At 71.8% G+C, this 17,718-nt stretch carries 13 protein-coding genes; 10 read left to right on the forward strand and 3 right to left on the reverse strand.

From position 1 onward, the window contains the following. Window positions 1–189 precede the first annotated feature (189 nt). A complete protein-coding gene (locus F9C12_RS41675) occupies window positions 190–645 on the reverse strand; it encodes a hypothetical protein (protein WP_409464129.1) in 456 nt (151 codons plus the stop codon). Window positions 646–825: 180 nt separating this feature from the next. Here F9C12_RS41675 and F9C12_RS41680 point away from each other — a divergent pair, with 180 nt between their 5' ends. From F9C12_RS41680 to F9C12_RS41695, 4 genes are all read left to right on the forward strand, one after another. Continuing rightward, a complete protein-coding gene (locus tag F9C12_RS41680) occupies window positions 826–1,497 on the forward strand; it encodes a GntR family transcriptional regulator (RefSeq protein WP_409464130.1) in 672 nt (223 codons plus the stop codon). A 63-nt stretch (window positions 1,498–1,560) separates the two neighbouring features. Beyond that, complete coding sequence (locus F9C12_RS41685) at window positions 1,561–2,973, forward strand: aldehyde dehydrogenase family protein (protein ID WP_409464131.1); 1,413 nt, start codon at window positions 1,561–1,563, stop codon at window positions 2,971–2,973. A gap of 21 nt (window positions 2,974–2,994) precedes the next feature. Continuing rightward, window positions 2,995–4,086 carry a Zn-dependent alcohol dehydrogenase gene (locus tag F9C12_RS41690; RefSeq protein WP_409464132.1) on the forward strand — a complete coding sequence of 364 codons (1,092 nt, stop codon included), beginning with the start codon at window positions 2,995–2,997 and terminating at the stop codon, window positions 4,084–4,086. Between the two features lie 7 nt (window positions 4,087–4,093). Further along, window positions 4,094–4,990, forward strand: a complete 897-nt coding sequence (locus F9C12_RS41695; RefSeq protein WP_409464133.1) for a DUF4157 domain-containing protein — start codon at window positions 4,094–4,096, stop codon at window positions 4,988–4,990. A 3-nt stretch (window positions 4,991–4,993) separates the two neighbouring features. Here the strand turns inward: F9C12_RS41695 and F9C12_RS41700 are convergent, their stop codons facing one another. After that, the gene (locus F9C12_RS41700; protein ID WP_409464134.1) at window positions 4,994–7,309 is read right to left on the reverse strand and encodes a transketolase-like TK C-terminal-containing protein; all 2,316 of its coding nucleotides are present in this window, start codon (window positions 7,307–7,309) and stop codon (window positions 4,994–4,996) included. 133 nt (window positions 7,310–7,442) lie between these two features. Between F9C12_RS41700 and F9C12_RS41705 the strand changes: the two genes are divergently transcribed. Next, window positions 7,443–7,925, forward strand: coding sequence for an Lrp/AsnC family transcriptional regulator (locus F9C12_RS41705; RefSeq protein ID WP_409179811.1), 483 nt, complete (start codon window positions 7,443–7,445; stop codon window positions 7,923–7,925). Here the strand turns inward: F9C12_RS41705 and F9C12_RS41710 are convergent, their stop codons facing one another. Continuing rightward, window positions 7,926–8,219, reverse strand: coding sequence for a DUF3040 domain-containing protein (locus tag F9C12_RS41710; RefSeq protein ID WP_409179812.1), 294 nt, complete (start codon window positions 8,217–8,219; stop codon window positions 7,926–7,928). 151 nt (window positions 8,220–8,370) lie between these two features. On the opposite strand from F9C12_RS41710, the gene F9C12_RS41715 reads away from it, so the two are divergent. The 5 genes from F9C12_RS41715 to treZ all read left to right on the forward strand — a co-directional run bounded on the left by F9C12_RS41715 (window position 8,371) and on the right by treZ (window position 17,590). Then, window positions 8,371–9,225, forward strand: a complete 855-nt coding sequence (locus F9C12_RS41715; RefSeq protein ID WP_409464135.1) for a TIGR03619 family F420-dependent LLM class oxidoreductase — start codon at window positions 8,371–8,373, stop codon at window positions 9,223–9,225. Between the two features lie 264 nt (window positions 9,226–9,489). After that, on the forward strand, window positions 9,490–11,430 hold the full coding sequence (gene malQ / locus F9C12_RS41720; protein ID WP_409464136.1) for a 4-alpha-glucanotransferase: 1,941 nt from the start codon (window positions 9,490–9,492) through the stop codon (window positions 11,428–11,430). Window positions 11,431–11,484: 54 nt separating this feature from the next. Next, a complete protein-coding gene (gene glgX / locus F9C12_RS41725; protein WP_409464137.1) occupies window positions 11,485–13,611 on the forward strand; it encodes a glycogen debranching protein GlgX in 2,127 nt (708 codons plus the stop codon). Next, a complete protein-coding gene (gene treY / locus F9C12_RS41730; RefSeq protein ID WP_409464138.1) occupies window positions 13,608–15,884 on the forward strand; it encodes a malto-oligosyltrehalose synthase in 2,277 nt (758 codons plus the stop codon). Before glgX ends, treY begins: the two co-directional genes overlap by 4 nt. Further along, complete coding sequence (gene treZ, locus F9C12_RS41735; RefSeq protein WP_409467160.1) at window positions 15,881–17,590, forward strand: malto-oligosyltrehalose trehalohydrolase; 1,710 nt, start codon at window positions 15,881–15,883, stop codon at window positions 17,588–17,590. The genes treY and treZ overlap by 4 nt, the downstream gene beginning before the upstream one ends. The last annotated feature ends 128 nt before the right edge of the window (window positions 17,591–17,718 follow it).

The following is a 17,718-nucleotide window of genomic DNA, read 5'->3' on the forward strand; positions in this document are numbered from 1 at the left end:
GGCGTGGATGGCGTTTGGTCGTGGCCTCCCGCGGATGCCGTTGCTTGGCGGAGTCGTCGGTCGTTCGCGGCTGTTGCCGGTCCGGTCGTTGGCCACCGACCGGACCGGCAAACCGCGAGCTGCCGGAAGCCGGGCGCTAACTAGCCCCAGCTGCCTCCGGACCGAAGCGGGTGCTGCGGATCGGCATGGTCACTCGGCGTGGGTCACCAGCAGGGTTACGCCTGCTTCTCCGTCGCAGTCGACCATCACCGGGGCTGCTCCGTCGCCGGCCTTCGTGGTCAGCTTCGCCGTTGCCTTGAAGGCTTCCGGGTTCGCGTCCACGATCTTGACGTCCTTCAGGACCTGGTGGCCCGGGTAGCCGCCGATCACCTTTTTCAGGCCTTTGCCTCCGCCGCAGTTGCCGGTGAGCGTGACGTCTCCACCGGGGGCCGCCGGGTTCGGGTCGGCCTTCACGGTCGCCCTGGCGCCTTCCGGCGGCTGTTCGGCGGGCGGCTGGGCCATCGCCGCGGCGACGGCAGGCGGGGCCTGACGGTCGCCGGTCGCGGCGGTGGCGACTCCGATCGTTCCGGCCGCGATGGCGGCCGCGGCCAGTGCCGGGCCTGCGATCAGGCTGGCGTGGCGCAGGATCGAAGACTTCGCTGACATTCGGTTTCCCTCCCTCGTGGTGTCCATTGAGGACACTGTGCGGTTCGCCCGTGCACGGGTTCGTCCGGATAGTCGACGCGACCCCCACCGCAGGTTCTCCCCGGTCCGAAAAGTGACTGGGGTCACATCGCGGCACAAGGGCTACGATGGCGGGAAATCCAACGCTGGCGGGGAGTTTTCGTGACAGTGGCCGGAGAAGCGCGCGAACGGCTGAGCCCGCGGGTCGCCAAGCAGGTGCGCGATCTGATCCTCACCGGCGCGGTCCGCGGCGGCGAACGGCTGCGGACGGAACACCTCGCCGAGCGGCTCGGCGTCAGCGCCACGCCGGTGCGCGAGGCGTTGATGGCGCTCGCGGGCGAGGGCATGGTCGATTTCCGTCCGGGGCGCGGATTCCGGGTGATTCCGGTGACGCGCCGGGACGTCGTCGACGTCTACGCGATGCAGGCCTACGTCTCCGGCGAGCTGGCGGCGCGCGCGGCGGAAGCCTTCGATCCGGCGGGGCTGGCGCGGCTGGACGACCTCCAGCGCGAGATCGAGAAAACGGTCCGCGACGGCGACCTCGACGCGACCGAGCGGGCCGATTTCGCGTTGCACCGCATGGTCAATCACGCGGCCGCCGCGCCGAAGTTCACCTGGATGCTCTCCTTGACGCTCAGGTACGTGCCCTTTTCGGCATATGCCGATATCCCGGGCTGGCCGCTGCTGGCCCGCGACGACCACGATCGCGTGCTCGCCGCGTTGAACGAGCGCAGGCCGGAGGCGGCGCGGGAGGCGATGGCGGCGCACATCCGCGAGGCGGGGGATCTGCTGGTCGACTTCCTCGCGGCGCAGGGCGTGCTGGCGGAGCACTAGACAGCCCGCGCGTTTTCTATAGAATCCGGCCGAGGGGTGCGAACCCAGGTCGGAGGAGACTCGGTGGCTGAACGCGACGTGCTGTACCTCGGCGGCGAATGGGTCCGCTCGGACGGAAAATCCTCGATCCCGGTGGAAAACCCGGCTACCGAGCAGGTCCAGGCGCACATCCCGGAGGGCACCGCCGCCGACGTCGACCGGGCGGTCCGGGCGGCGCGCGAGGCGTTTCCGGCGTGGGCGCGGACGAGCCGGGCGGAACGGGCGGAGCTGCTGCGCGCGCTCCTCGACGGGCTGGCGAAGCGGGCCGACGAGATCGGCGAGACGATCGCGAAGGACGTCGGCACGCCGGTGCGGATCGCGACCCGGATCCAGGCCGCGCTGCCGCAGACCGACGTGCGGACCTACGTCGATCTGCTCGGCCAGGAGGAGCCGGAGGAGAAGGTCGGCAACTCGCTGGTCGTGCGCGAACCGGCGGGCGTGGTCGCGGCGATCACGCCGTGGAACTACCCGCTGCACCAGATCACCTGCAAGATCGCGCCCGCGCTGGCGGCGGGGTGCACGGTCGTGGTGAAGCCGAGCGAGGTCGCGCCGCTGAGCGCGTACCAGCTGTTCGACGCGATCCACGAGGCGGGTTTCCCGCCCGGCGTGGTCAATCTGGTCACCGGGTACGGCCCGGAGGTCGGCGAGGCGCTGGCGACGCATCCGGAGGTGGACGTCGTGTCGTTCACCGGATCGGTGCGCGCCGGAACGCGGGTCGCGGAGCTGGCGGCGCGCACGGTCAAGCGCGTCACGCTGGAGCTGGGCGGCAAGTCCGCCAACGTGATCCTCGACGACGCGGACCTCGCGACGGCGGTCAAGGTCGGCGTCTCCAACGCGTTCCTCAACGGCGGCCAGACCTGCACCGCGTGGACGCGCATGCTCGTGCCGCGCGAGAAGCACGACGAAGCGGCGGCGCTCGCGAAGACGTTCGCCGAAGGGTTCACGACGGGCGATCCGCTGGACCCCAAGACCAAGCTCGGCCCGCTGGTGAGCGCGGCACAGCGCGACCGCGTGCGCGGTTACATCGAAAAGGGCATCGCCGAGGGTGCGACTCTGGTGACGGGCGGCGTCGAAGCTCCTGAGGACACAGGCTACTTCGTCGCACCGACAGTTTTCGCGGACGTCGACCCGGATTCGACCATCGCGCAGGAAGAAATCTTCGGCCCGGTGCTGTCGATCATCCCGTTCGACGACGAGGAAGACGCCCTGCGGATCGCCAACAACTCCCGCTACGGCCTGCACGGCGCGGTGTGGTCGGCCGACCAGGAGCGGGCGCTCGCCTTCGCGCGCCAGGTCCGGACCGGGCAGATCGACGTGAACGGCGGGGCCTTCAACCCGCTGGCCCCGTTCGGCGGCTACAAGCAGTCCGGTCTCGGCCGCGAGATGGGCCGGGCCGCGCTCGACGAGTTCACCGAACTCAAATCCATTCAGCTCTAGCCCGATCCGAAGGAGAACCCCGTGGTCAAAGCCGTGGTCGTGCGCGAGCAGGGCGGGCGTCCGGAAGTGTGCGACATCGTGCTGCCGCCGGTCGGGCCGGGGGACGTGCGGGTGCGGATCGCGGCCGCCGGGGTGTGCCATTCCGATCTGTCCATGGTGGACGGAACGCTGCGCCCGCAGTACCCGTTCGTGCCGGGACACGAGGCGTCCGGCGTCGTGGCGGAGGTCGGCAGCGAGGTCGCGCACGTGCGGCCGGGGGACCGGGTGGTGCTCAACTGGGCCGCCGCGTGCCGGGAATGCTGGTTCTGCCGGGCCGGGGAACCCTGGCTGTGTTCGGCGATCGAAGGCGTCACCACGGTGCCGCGCGGGGAGTTGGACGGCGCGCCGCTCAACGTCTTGCTCGGCGTCGGCGGGTTCGCCGAGGAAACCGTGCTGCCGGGGCGCTCCGTGGTGCCGCTGCCCGACGGCGTGCCGCTCGACCTGGCCGCGTTGATGGGCTGCGCGGTGCTCACCGGGGTCGGTGCGGTGCGCAATACCGCGAAGGTCCGAAAAGGACAGAGCGTGTTCGTGCTCGGCCTCGGCGGGATCGGCCTGTGCGTGGTGCTCGGCGCGAAACTCGCGGGCGCCGGGCAGATCGTCGCGGCCGACCTGTCGCCGGAGAAGGAAGCGCTCGCCCGTGCGGCCGGTGCGACGGATTTCCTGGTGAGCGACGACAAACTCGCCAAGAACGTGCGCGGGCTGACCGAGGGCCGCGGCGCGGACTACGCCTTCGAATGCGTCGGCGCGGCGACGACGATCCGCGCGGCGTGGAGTTCGGTGCGCCGCGGCGGGCACTGCACGGTGGTCGGCGTCGGGCGGAAGGACCAGCAGGTCGTGCTGAGCCCGCTGGAGATCTTCCACTTCGCCCGCACGCTCACCAGCACCGTCTACGGGGCTTCCGACCCGGATCGCGACATCCCGGTTCTCGCCGACGAGGTCGTCTCCGGTGCGCTGGACCTGGAAACCCTGGTGACGCACCGGATTTCGCTCGGCGAGGTGGGCGAGGCGTTCGACCGGATGCGGCGCGGGGAGGGCGCCCGGTCGCTGGTCCGGATCGGCGGCGGAGGCCAGTGACGCCGCGGTGACGCGGGCGGACGAGAATCCGGCGATGATGTTCGCCCGCCAGAGCGCAACGTCGCCGAAAGCCGCGCCGCCGGTCGTGCACGAGGTCCTGCGGGAACCCGGCGAGCCGCTGGACCACGCGACGCTCACGGCCGTGAACGCCCAGTTCGGCGAGGATTTCAGCCAGGTCCGCGTGCATGCCGGGGCGCGGGCGGCGGAGTCTGCCGCGGCCGTGGGCGCGCGGGCCTACACGGTCGGCGAGCACGTGGTGTTCGGCTGTCGCCCGGACACCGAGCAGGGCCAGCGGGTGCTCGCCCACGAACTCACCCACGTGGTGCAGCAAAGGGGAGCCGGCGCGATTCCCGCGTCCGGGCTGCCGATCGGGGACGCGCACGCTCCGGCGGAAGCCGAAGCCCGGCGCCGCGCGGACGGCCGGACCGGCGGCGCGGCAGGAGCCGTCGACGGCCCGGTGCTTCAGCGCGACGACATGGACGACCCGCGCCTGGGCCGCTCCGGCGCCCGGGCGCTCGCCCAGTCGACGCCGCGCAAGACCTCGGCACCGGCCGAATCGGGCGGCCGGTGCCCGAAACCGGACGACATCACCGAGGCCGAGGACTGGATCATCGAGGCCGAGTCGGGGTGGCGGCCCACCGCGAAGAACCCGGCGTCGACCGCGTTCGGCCTGGGACAGCTGCTGCGGGCGGCGCGCGTGAAGTACCTCAAGGACAAAGCCGATTCGACCGACTGCGACGACCAGATCCGCGCGTTCCGCGCCTATGTCAGGGACGTCTACGGCACCGCTGAGATCGCTCGGCAGTTCTGGCAGGCGACCAAGGCGGGCGACGCCACGAAGGTGCCGAAAGGGTTCGAGGGCAAGGCGAGGCAGTGGATCAAGCACGGGTGGGTGGGGTACTGACGGTCAGTCCGCCACGTCCAGCGCGGCCTGGATGATGCTGTCCGTGTCGATGCCGTGGTGCCGGTACACGCTCTCCAGATCGCCCGACTGCCCGAACCGCGTCACGCCCAGGTGCGCCGCCCGCACGCGGTGGACGTTCGCCAGGAACGCCAGCGTGTGCGGGTGCCCGTCGAGGACCGTCACCATCGGCGCGGACCGTTCGGACGGCAGCGCCGACTCCAGGATCCACGTGTCGGCCGTGTCCTGGCCCGCCCGGGCCTGCACGGCGCGGAACAGCAGACCCGGGCTCGTCACGCACACGACGTCGGCGTGCTTGCCCAGCGCGTCCAGCCGGTCGGCGGCTTCCAGCGCCTCGGTGACCATCGCGCCCATCGTCACCAGCGTGACGTCCGGGCGCGCCACCGCGGCGGTGCGGATCGGGTACGCGCCCGCCACGACCTGGCGGCGCCGCCGTTCCCGCGCGGCCGGGTCGGCCGGCACCGCGGCCAGGTTCTGGTCCACCGGACGGGTCGAGAGCCGGAGGTACGCCGAGGTGCCGTCCGGTCGCCCGAGCCGCGCCAGCGACGCCAGCAGGGTCCACTCGACGTCCAACGCGAACGCGGGTTCGTACGTCACGCAACCCGGCTGTTCCAGCCCGACCGACGGCGTGGTCACCGACTGGTGCGCACCGCCCTCGGGCGCGAGCGTGACCCCGGACGGCGTACCGACCAAAATGGACTGCCCGCCGCCGTAGATGCCGAACGACCACGGTTCCAGCGCGCGCTCCACGAACGGGTCGTAAAGCACCCCGATGGGCAGCAGCGGACGGCCCCAGCGCGACCACGTCGTGCCCAGTTCGCCGAGCGCGCTCACCAGGTTCACCTCGGCGATGCCCAGCTCCAGATGTTGTCCGCTGGGCCGCTCGCGCCAGTGCAGGATCGTCTCCGGGTCGTCGGCGAACCAGTCGACGCGTTCCTGCGGCGACCACACGCCGACCTTGTTGACCCAGCCGCCGAGGTTGGTGCTGGACGAGACGTCCGGGCACAGCGTCACCACGAGTTCGGCGGCTTCGGGCGCCTCGCGGGTCAGGTCGAGCAGCGCCCGGCCGAGCGCGGCCTGCGTCGTCGTGCGGCCGGACGGCGTGCGGCCGATGTCGGACGGCAGCGCCGGAACCGGCCGCAGCTCAACGGGTTCCCGTTCCAGCCGGGCGGCGGTCGCGGCGCACAGCCGGGCGGCCGCGGAGCCTTCGGGGAACTTCCGCCACGGGTCGTCCGGCGAGATCCCGACGCGTTCGGCCAGCGCGTCCAGCTGCTCGGCGGTCAGCAGCGACGAGTGGTTCTGCGGGTGTCCTTCGCTGGCGAGCCCGAATCCCTTGACGGTGTAGGCGAAAACGACGGTCGGCCGGTGGTCTTCGATGGCGTCGAACGCGTCCAGCAGCGCGGAGAGGTCGTGGCCGCCGAGGTTGCGGATCGCGGCGTGCAGCGTTTCGTCGTCCAGCGTGTCCAGCAGCGGAGCCAGTTCCGGCGTCGTCAGGCGCTCGCGCAGCTGGGCCGGGGTGCACCGGAGCAGCCGCTGGTACTCCGGGTTCGGCATCTCGTCGATGCGCCGGCGCAAGGCCGAACCGCCCGGCCGCTCGAACAGTTCCTGCAGCAGCCGCCCGTACTTGACGGTCAGCACCTGCCAGCCGGCCGCCTCGAACATGCCCTGCAGCCGGGTCGCGCCGATGTTCGGCACCACGCGGTCGAGCGACTGCCGGTTCAGGTCGACGATCCAGACGACCTCGCCGAGTTCGGCGACGTGCGGGTCGAGGATCGCTTCCCAGCACGCGCCCTCGTCCAGTTCCGCGTCGCCGACCAGCGAGTACTGCCGCCCGGCGCCCGCGCCGCCGCCGTGCGATTCGACGTAGCGCCGCGCCAGCGCGCCCCAGATCGGGGCGGTCGCGCCGATGCCGACCGAACCGGTGGAGTAGTCGACCTGGTCCGGGTCCTTCGACCGCGACGGGTAGCTCTGCAGCCCGCCGAACTCGCGCAGCGTCGTCAGGTACTTCTCGTCCAGGCCGCCGAGCAGGTAGTTGATCGCGTGCAGCACGGGGGAGGCGTGCGGCTTCACCGAAACCCGGTCCTGCGCGCGCAGCCGGGCGAACCACAGCGCGGTCATGATCGACACCATCGACGCGCTGGACGCCTGGTGCCCGCCGACCTTGAGCCCGGTCGGATTCGGCCGCACCCGGTTCGCGTGGTCGATGATCGCGGCCGACAGCCACAGCACCCGGTCCTGCACCTCGCGCAGGACGGTCACCGTGTCGTTGTCCGGAAGGCGTTCGGGGGCGGCGCTGCTCACGACGGATCGGACCTTTCTTGGGCGGAAAGTTCAGGCCAGTCCAGCAGAGCTGGGTAGGGTGCACAACAAGCGCGCTCGACATTGCGCAGAACGCCCAAGCCAGCACCGCCCGGTGCGGAAAGGATTGCGCAGCATGCCCAGCACTCAGCGGCTCGACGCCACCGACGCCCGGATCCTCCTCGCGCTCGGCCGCACCCCGCGGGCCACCGCGGTCGCGCTCGCCGACGAGCTGGGCCTGTCCCGCAACACCGTGCAGACCCGGCTGGCCCGGCTCGAACAGGGCGACGCGCTGCGCTCGGCCGAACACCGGATCGACCCGGCCGCCCTCGGCTACCCGCTCACCGCGTTCGTGACGGTGCAGGCCCGGCAGCGGCTGCTGGACGAGGTCGGCCGCGCCCTCGCCGCGGTGCCCGAGGTGCTGCAGGTGCGCGGACTGACCGGCGCGCAGGACCTGCTGGTGCACGTGGTGGCGACGGACGCGGACGACCTGTACCGGATCGCCGGGGAAATCCTGGAGATCCCCGGCGTCGAGCGCACCAACAACGCGCTCGTCATGCGCGAGATGGTGCCCTACCGGATCACCCCGCTGCTCGAGCGCGCCGCCGGGCGCGGGTGATCAGCTCCGGTCGTCGTCGGCCACGGGTTCGCGGCGCTGCAGCATCGTCCGGTGCGCCCAGACCAGCAGCGGCGCGGCGAGCAGTCCCCACAGGAACCACCCGGTCTCGCCCGCCATCAGGCCGAAGACCAGCATCAGCAGCACGGTGGCCTCGGCGAGCACGAGGATCTGCCGCCACCGCCGGGTCCGCACGGGCGGCACGCCTTGGCTCAGCGTCGCGGCGAACACGGGGTCGCTCGCGGCGAGTTCCTCTTCGATCTTCCGCAGGGCGCTGCGGTCGCGATGGGGCAGCATGATCCCCTCCTCGGGCAGGACGGGCCGGTGATCGCTCAAGTACCAGTGGAGTACCCGCCCCGGGGCCCCGTCAAGCCCGGGTTTTCGCCGGAATGATCCGCGGGCCGGGCGTCCGTTGCCAACTGAAACACGTTCTAATAACGTGCCGGGGGTGAGATACGGGATCGTGCTGTTCACCAGCGACCGGGGGATTTCCCCGGCGGCGGCCGCGCAAGCCGCGGAAGAGGCCGGGTTCGCGACGTTCTACGTGCCCGAGCACACCCACATCCCGGTCCGCCGGGACGCCCCGCATCCCCGCACCGGCGGCTCCTCGCTTCCGGACGACCGCTATCTGCGCACGCTCGACCCGTGGGTCGCGCTCGCCAGCGCGGTGCCGGTGACCTCGACGATCCGGCTGGCGACCGCGGTGGCGCTGCCGGTGGAGAGCGATCCGATCACGCTGGCCAAGACCGTCGCGACGCTGGACCACCTGTCCGGCGGCCGGGTGACGTTCGGAGTCGGGTTCGGCTGGAACACCGACGAACTCGCCGACCACGGCGTGCCGGGGAAGCGGCGGCGCACCGCGCTGCGCGAGTACCTCGAAGCGATGCGCGCGCTGTGGACCGAGGAAGAGGCGAGCTACGCGGGCGAGTTCGTGGAGTTCGGGCCGAGCTGGGCGTGGCCGAAACCGGTGCAGCCCAAGGTGCCGGTGGTCGTCGGCGCGGGCGGCACGGAGCGCACGTTCCGCTGGATCGCGCGGCACAGCGACGGCTGGCTCACCACGCCCGCCGAGGGCGACATCGCCGGGAAAGCCGCGCAGTTGCGCGAAATCTGGCGCGCGGAGGGCCGCGAGGGCGAACCGGAGGTGATCGCGCTCGGCCCGCGCCCGGATCCGGACGGGCTGGCCGCACTCGAGGAAGCCGGCGTGACCGAGGTCGTGTTCGGCCTGCCGGACCGGCCGGCGGGCGAGGTCGAGGCGTGGCTGGACCGGCTCGCCGGGAAACTCGGGCAGCCGGCCGGGGCCTGACCGCGTCCACTGTGGACCGCTCTACCTCCATTGGTATGGACCTGCGCGCTGAAAAAGCGAAGAGCACCTGAACGGGTGAACTCGGCGGCCGCGCGTCATTCCGGGGAACGCCTTCCCTCTCGTTTCGTGTGGCGGTGACCGGCCGGCACGCCCCCCGACCGGCCGGCCACCGCTTCGCCCGTCCGCCGCGGCGAGGCGAATGGCGCCGAGCGGCGGGGCCCGGGACACTGGTCCGGTGCGCATCCCCCTTCCCCGGACCGAAACGTGACTCCCGAACTGGCCGAACTGGCCGCCGCCCACGGAGTCGGCACCCGCTACGAAAACGCCGACCACGTCGAAGTACAGGTCGATTCCGACGTGGTCGTCGCCGTATTGGCGCAGCTGGACGTGGATGCCAGTACTCCACAAGCGATTCAGCGAGAATTGGCCGCGGTGCGAGAAACCCGCGCCTCGCGAGCGCTGCCGCCGACGGTCGTGGTGCGCGCCGGGCAGGACCGCGACCTCGGCCAGGCCGCCGTCGTCGAACTCGAAGACGGCACGACGCGTGACGTCGGCGCCACCCTTCCGGCGGACCTTCCGCTCGGCTGGCACCGGATCGTGACCGCGGAGCAACGGGTTTCGCTGGCCGTCGTCCCGGCGAAGCTGCCCGAGGCGCCGTCCGCCTGGGGCTGGATGCTGCAGCTCTACGCGCTGCATTCCGACCAGTCGTGGGGGATGGGCGATTTCGGCGATCTCGCCGACATGGCCTCCCGGTCGGCCGCCGAACTGGGCGCGGGCGTGCTGCTCGTCAACCCGGTGCAGGCGATCAGTCCGGCGCATCCGGTCGAACGGTCGCCGTATTCGCCGTCCAGCCGCCGGTTCGCCAACCCGCTGTACCTGCGGGTAACCGACACCGAGGCGTTCGCCCGCGCCGACGAGGACACTCAGCGGCGGGTCCGGGCGCTCGCGCCGGATCCGATCGGCGAGCTGATCGACTACGACGCCGTGTGGACCGCCAAACGCGCCGCGCTGGAACTGCTGCGCCCGCACCATCCGCACCCGGTCGAACTGGACGACGACCTCCGCGATTTCGCCGCGTTCGGCGCGCTCGCCGAGGTGCACGGCAACGACTGGCGCGAGTGGCCCGAGCCGCTGCGCGATCCCGGCAGCGCCGAGGTCGCCGCCGCGCGCGAGGAGCTGGCCGAGCGGATCGAGTTCCACGGCTGGCTTCAGCAGCTCTGTCACGAGCAGCTGGACGACGTCCGCCGCGCCGCGCGGGAAGCGGGCATGCCGGTCGGCGTCGTGCACGACCTGCCGGTCGGGGTGCATCCCGGCGGCGCGGACGCCTGGGCGCTGCGGGACGTCTTCGCCGCGCAGGTCCGCGTCGGCGCGCCGCCGGACGCGTTCAACCAGCAGGGGCAGGACTGGAATCTGCCGCCGTGGCGGCCGGACCGGCTCGCCGAAGCCGGGTACGCGCCGTTCCGCGACGTCGTGCGCGGCGTGCTGCGGCACGCCGACGGCATCCGGGTGGACCACGTCGCCGGGATGTGGCGGCTCTGGTGGATTCCGCCCGGCGAACCGGCTGGTCGCGGCACGTACGTGCACTACGACGCCGAAGCGATGCTCGGCGTGCTGGCGCTGGAAGCGCACCGGGCGGGCGCGGTCGTGGTGGGGGAGGACCTCGGCACGGTCGAGGACACCGTCACCGAAACCATGCACGAACGCGGCCTGCTCAGCTCCGCGGTGCTGTGGTTCCAGCGCGACTGGGACGCGCCCGGCAAGCCGTTCGTCCGCCCGGACCGCTGGGATCCGGACGCGATGGCCAGCATTTCGACGCACGACCTGCCGACCGTGTCCGGCTGGCTGGAGGCCGAGCACGTGCGGGTCCGCGCCGAGCTCGGCCAGCTCGACCGGCCGGCGGAGCAGGAGTACGCCGAGGCGGCGGCCGAACGCCGGGCGCTGCTCGAACTGGTTGCCAGCGAAGGAATTCCGGACGACGACTTGGTGGTCGCCCTGCACACCCTGCTCGCGTCGGCGGCGTCGCGGCTGGTGCTCACCGCGCCGGCGGACGTCGTCGGGCAGCGGCGCCAGCCGAATCTGCCGGGCACCGTGGATGAGTACCCTAACTGGCGCATCCCCCTTCCCGTCACCGTCGACGGGTTCTTCGCCGACCCGCGGGTGCGGGCGGCCGTCGCCCCGCTCGCCGCGGCCCGCCCGCTGCGCTGAAAGACTCGAAAAGCCCGTCCGGACAACGAAAACCGATGCCCAAGGAGAAGCCCTGTGCGGCCCTGGCCCGGAAAGCCCTACCCGCTCGGCGCCACCTATGACGGCGTGGGGACGAACTTCGCGCTGTTCTCCGAGGTCGCCGACCACGTCGACCTCTGCCTGTTCGACGAGAAGGGCAACGAAACCCGCGCGCGGCTGGAAGAAGTCGACGGCTTCGTCCACCACGGCTACCTGCTCGGCGTCGGCCCCGGCCAGCGCTACGGCTTCCGCGTGCACGGGCCGTACGACCCGAGCCGCGGCCAGCGCTGCAACCCGAGCAAGCTGCTGATCGACCCGTACGCCAAGGCGCTGTCCCGCGGCGTCGACTGGTCCGAGGCGCTGTTCAGCTACCGCTTCGACGACCCGGACCAGCTCAACGAGGACGATTCGGCGGGGCACGTGCCGTATTCGCTCGTGGTGAGCCCGTTCTTCGACTGGGCCAACGACCGCGCGCCGCGGGTGCCCTACCACGAGACGGTCATTTACGAGACGCACGTGCGCGGCATGACGATGACGCACCCGTTCGTCCCCGAGCGGCTGCGCGGCACGTACGCCGGGCTGGCGCACCCGGCGATCGTCGAGCACCTGCAGAAGCTCGGCGTGACCACGGTGGAGCTGATGCCGGTGCACCAGTTCGTCACCGACCACGCGCTCGACGAGAAGGGCCTGCGCAACTACTGGGGCTACAACACGATCGGGTACTTCGCGCCGCACGACGCCTACGCCGCGATGCAGGGCCAGGGCGGGCAGGTGCAGGAGTTCAAGGGCATGGTCCGCGCCCTGCACGAGGCCGGCATCGAGGTGATCCTCGACGTGGTCTACAACCACACCGCGGAGGGCAACCACCTCGGCCCGACGCTGTCCATGCGCGGCATCGACAACGAGGCGTACTACCGCCTGGTCGAGGACGACCCGCAGTACTACATGGACTACACCGGCACCGGGAACTCGCTCAACGTGCGCAGCCCGCACACGCTGCAGCTGATCATGGATTCGCTGCGGTACTGGGTGACCGAGATGCACGTGGACGGCTTCCGGTTCGACCTCGCCTCGGCCCTGGCCCGCGAGTTCTACGACGTCGACCGGCTGTCGACGTTCTTCGACCTCGTGCAGCAGGACCCGATCGTGAGCCAGGTGAAGCTGATCGCCGAGCCGTGGGACGTCGGGCCGGGCGGCTACCAGGTCGGCAACTTCCCGCCGCTGTGGACCGAGTGGAACGGGCAGTACCGCGACACCGTGCGGGACTTCTGGCGCGGCGAACCGTCCACCCTGGGCGAGTTCGCGTCGCGGATCACCGGGTCGTCGGACCTGTACCAGGACGACGGCCGCCGCCCGTTCGCGTCGATCAACTTCGTGACCGCGCACGACGGCTTCACGCTCACCGATCTGGTGTCCTACAACGAAAAGCACAACGAGGCCAACGGCGAGGACAACCGCGACGGCGCGGACGACAACCGGTCGTGGAACTGCGGCGTCGAGGGCCCGACAGACGACAAAGAGGTGCTCGCGCTGCGGGCGAAGCAGCGGCGGAACCTGCTCGCCACGCTGCTGCTGTCCCAGGGCGTGCCGATGCTGCTGCACGGCGACGAAATCGGCCGCACCCAGCAGGGCAACAACAACGCCTACTGCCAGGACACCGAACTGTCCTGGATGGACTGGGAACTCGCCACCGAGAACTCCGACCTGGTCGAGTTCACCGCCGCGCTGACCGCGTTCCGCAAGGCGCATCCGGTGTTCCGCCGCCGCCGGTTCTTCCAGGGCAAACCGGTGCGCAAGGGCGAGGAGCTGGGCGACATCGCCTGGTTCACCCCGGCCGGCGAGGAGATGACCGAGCAGAACTGGGACGACGCGTTCGGCAAGTCGGTGGTGATTTTCCTGAACGGGGAAGGGATTCCGGACCTCGACCCGCGCGGGATGCCGGTGGAGGACGATTCGTTCCTGCTCGCGTTCAACGCGCACTGGGAGGACATCGAGACGACCCTGCCGGGCAACGGCTACGGCCGCGAATGGACAGTCGTGGTCGACACCGACACCGGCACGGTGGGGGACACGGACGTCGAACCGGTCGAGGGCGGCGGCAAGTTCACCCTCGCCGCGCGTTCGCTCGTGGTTCTCCAGCGCACCGCCAAGGAGGGCGAATGAGCACCCCGTCCTCGACCTATCGGGTCCAGCTGCGGCCGGAGTTCGGCTTCGCGGACGCGGCCGCCATCGTGGAGTACCTGCGCGAGCTGGGCGTCGGCGCGTTGTACGGCTCGCCGATGCTCGACGCGACCCCGGGCTCCACGCACGGTTACGACGTCACCGACCCGAGGCGCGCCCGGGGCGAACTGGGCGGCGAAGAAGCGCGAAAAGCGTTGGCGGCGCGGCTGAAGGACGCCGGGCTCGGGTTCGTGGTGGACATCGTGCCGAACCACATGTCCGTCGAGGTCCCGAAGGCGAACCCGTGGTGGTGGGACGTTCTCCGGAACGGCCAGGACTCGCCGTACGCGCCGTTCTTCGACATCGACTGGAGCCGCGGACGGCTGCTGCTGCCGATCCTCGGCGACGACGATGACGAGCTGGCTGTCGAGGGGGACGAACTCGTCTACTACGACCACCGGTTCCCGATCGCGCCCGGCACCGGCGAGGGCACGCCGGCCGAGGTGCACGCGCGCCAGCACTACGAGCTGGCCGGCTGGCGGCGCGGCAACCGGGAGCTCAACTACCGGCGCTTCTTCGACATCGCGAACCTGGCCGCGGTCGCCGTGGAGCGGCCGGAGGTGTTCGCCGAAACGCACGGCGAGGTGCTGCGCTGGGTGTCCGACGGCGACGTCACCGGCCTGCGCGTGGACCATCCGGACGGGCTCGCCGACCCCGGCGGCTACTTCCGGCGGCTCCGCGAGGGCGCGCCCGGGGCGTGGCTGGTGGCGGAGAAGATCCTGCACCCGGGAGAGGCGCTGCCGCAGAGCTGGCCGGTCGACGGGACCACCGGCTACGACGCGCTGCGCGAGATCACCGGAGTGTTCGTGGACCCGGCGGCCGCGCCGGTGTTCACCCGGCTCGCCGCCGAACAGGGCGTGCGCACCGACTACCACGCGGTCGAGGAAGGCGCGCGGCGTTTGGTGACCGACGGCATCCTGGTCGCCGAGGTGCACCGGATCGCGGCGCTGCTGCAAGGCGTCGACGCCGACGCGGCTCGCGCGGCGGTGGCCGAGGTGATGATCGCGTTCCCGGTCTACCGCTCGTACCTTCCCGAGGGTTCCGAGCACTGGGCGACCGCCGTCGCCCGGGCGCGCGAGCGGCGGCCAGAACTGGCCCCGGCGCTCGACGCGCTGGACAGCCAGGTGCGCGGCGCGCCGGACGGCGAGCTGGCCACGCGGATCCAGCAGACGTCCGGGATGGTCGTCGCGAAGGGCACCGAGGACACGACGTTCTACCGGTTCACCCGGTTCGCCGCGCTGAACGAGGTCGGCGGCAACCCGGACCGGTTCGGGCTGAGCCCGGCGGAATTCCACACCCTGGCGGCGGGCCGGGCGGCCGCGGCTCCGGCCACGATGACCACGCTGACCACCCACGACACGAAGCGGTCCGAGGACACTCGGGCGCGGATGGCCGCGCTGTCGGAGGTCGCGGACGAGTTCGCGGTCGCCCTCCGCCGCTGGACGGCCGCGCGCGGGATCGACGAACCCGCGCTGAATCTCCTGGCGTGGCAGACGCTCGTGGGCGCGTGGCCGATCTCGCCGGAGCGCCTGCGCGACTACCTCGACAAGGCCGCGAAGGAAGCGAAACTCCGCACCACGTGGACAGACCACGACGAGGAGTTCGAGCGCGCCGTCGCCGCGTGGCCGTCCGAAGTGCTCGGCGACGCGGAGCTGGCGGCCGATGTCGAGGCGTTCGTCAAGCGGGTGCGCGGCGCGGGCTGGGCGAATTCGCTGGGGCAGAAGCTGCTGCAGCTGGCCGGGCCCGGCGTGCCGGACGTCTACCAGGGCACCGAGCTGTGGGACTACTCGCTGGTCGACCCGGACAACCGCCGCGAGGTCGACTACGCCCTCCGGCGCTCGCTGCTCGAACGCGTCCAGGCGGGGGAGCGCCCCGCGATCGACGAGACGGGCGCGGCGAAACTCCTCGTGGTGCACCACGCGCTGACCCTCCGCCGAGACCGTCCGGAACTCTTCACCGGATACCGGCCGCTGCAGGCGGAAGGCGTTGCGGCGGACCATCTTCTGGCCTTCGAACGCGGCACCGGCCTGACCGTGGCGGTGACGCGGCTGCCGCTGGGGCTGGAGCGGGCGGGCGGCTGGCGCGACACCGTTCTGCCGCTGCGCGCCGGGGAGTGGACCGACGTGCTGACCGGCCGCGGAGTGGGCGACACCCCGCCGGCGTCCGCGTTGTTCGACCAGTACCCGGTCGCGCTGCTGGTGCGGGAGGACTCCTGATGTTCCGCGTATGGGCTCCTTCGGCGGAGCGGGTCCGCGTCCGCGTGGACGGCGCCGACCACGAGATGACCGCCGCCGAGGGCGGGTGGTGGCAGGCCGACGTCACCGGCGCCGACTACGCCTTCCTGCTCGGCGACGACGAGCGCCCGCTGCCGGACCCGCGCTCGCTGCGCCAGCCGAACGGCGTGCACGAAGCGTCCCGGGTCTACGACCATTCCGCCTTCGCGTGGACCGACCAGTCGTGGACCGGACGGCAGCTGGCCGGCGGCGTGGTCTACGAACTGCACGTCGGCACCTTCACCGAGGAAGGCACGTTCGACGCGGTCGTCGACCGGCTCGAGCACCTCGTCGACCTCGGCGTCACGCACGTCGAACTGCTGCCGGTGAACTCCTTCGACGGCACCGCGGGCTGGGGCTACGACGGCGTCCTGTGGGGCGCGGCGCACGAACCGTACGGCGGTCCTGACGGGCTGAAACGCCTGGTCGACGCGTGTCACGCGCGCGGGCTCGCGGTCGTGCTCGACGTCGTCTACAACCACCTCGGCCCGTCCGGCGCCTACCTCGACCGGTTCGGCCCGTACTTCGCCGGCCGGACCGACTGGGGCGCCGGGCTGAACCTCGACGGCGAGGGTTCCGACGAAGTCCGCCGCTACGTCATCGACAACGCGCTGGGCTGGCTGCGCGACTTCCACTTCGACGGCCTGCGCCTGGACGCCGTGCACGCGCTGGTCGACAAGCGCGCCGTGCACCTGCTGGAGGAACTCTCCGCCGAGGTCGACGCGCTGTCGGCGGCCCTGAACCGCCCGCTGACGCTGATCGCCGAGTCCGACCAGAACGACCCGAAGCTCGTCACCGCCCGGGACGGCGGCGGCTACGGCCTGCACGCGCAGTGGTCCGACGACCTGCACCACGCGCTGCACGTCCGGCTCACCGGCGAAACCACCGGCTACTACACCGATTTCGCCGCACCCGGCGCGCTGGCCAAGACCCTGCGGGAGGCGTTCTTCCACGCCGGGACCTGGTCGTCGTTCCGCTCGCGGGTGCACGGCCGCCCGCTGGACCTGCGGGTGGCTCCGGGCCACCGGTTCCTGGCCTACCTGCAGGACCACGACCAGATCGGCAACCGCGCGACCGGCGACCGGCTGTCCGCGACCGTCTCGCCCGGCCTGCTGGCCTGCGGCGCGGCGGTGGTGTTCTGCTCTCCGTTCACGCCGATGCTGTTCATGGGCGAGGAGTGGGCCGCGAAGACGCCGTGGCAGTTCTTCGCGTCGTTCCCGGACCCGGAACTCGCCGAAGCGGTCCGCACCGGCCGCCGCCGCGAGTTCGCCCGGCACGGCTGGGGAGAATCGGACGTCCCGGACCCGATGGACCCGGCGACCGTCGCCCGCTCGCGGCTGGACTGGAGCGAACCGGGCGAACCGGGCCATCGGGAGATGCTGGACCTCTACCGGACGCTGATCCGCCTCCGCCGCTCCCGCCCGGAACTGACCGACCCGCGGCTGGACCGGGTGGCGGTGGAAACCGCGCCGGACGACGCGTGGCTGGTGCTGCACCGGGGCACGCTGCGGCTGGCGTGCAACTTCGGGCCGGAGCCGGTCGAGCTTCCGGTGACGGGGGAGGTGCTGGCTTCGTGGGGCGATCCGGAGGTCGGCTCCACCGAGACGGTCCTGCCCGCGGAGTCGTTCGTCCTGGTCGCTGCCCGCTGACTTCCGGGGTCATGGGCCGGGCCTGAGTCCAGTGCGCTGCCCGTCGCGCATACTGCCCGGCCCGGCGGGCATTTCGGCCCACCTCCGGCACCCCGCCGTTCCGGTACCGGGGAGGGCGCTGGCTTCGT

Origin of the sequence: Amycolatopsis sp. GA6-003, assembly GCF_046267895.1 — a bacterium.
Classification (GTDB): domain Bacteria; phylum Actinomycetota; class Actinomycetes; order Mycobacteriales; family Pseudonocardiaceae; genus Amycolatopsis.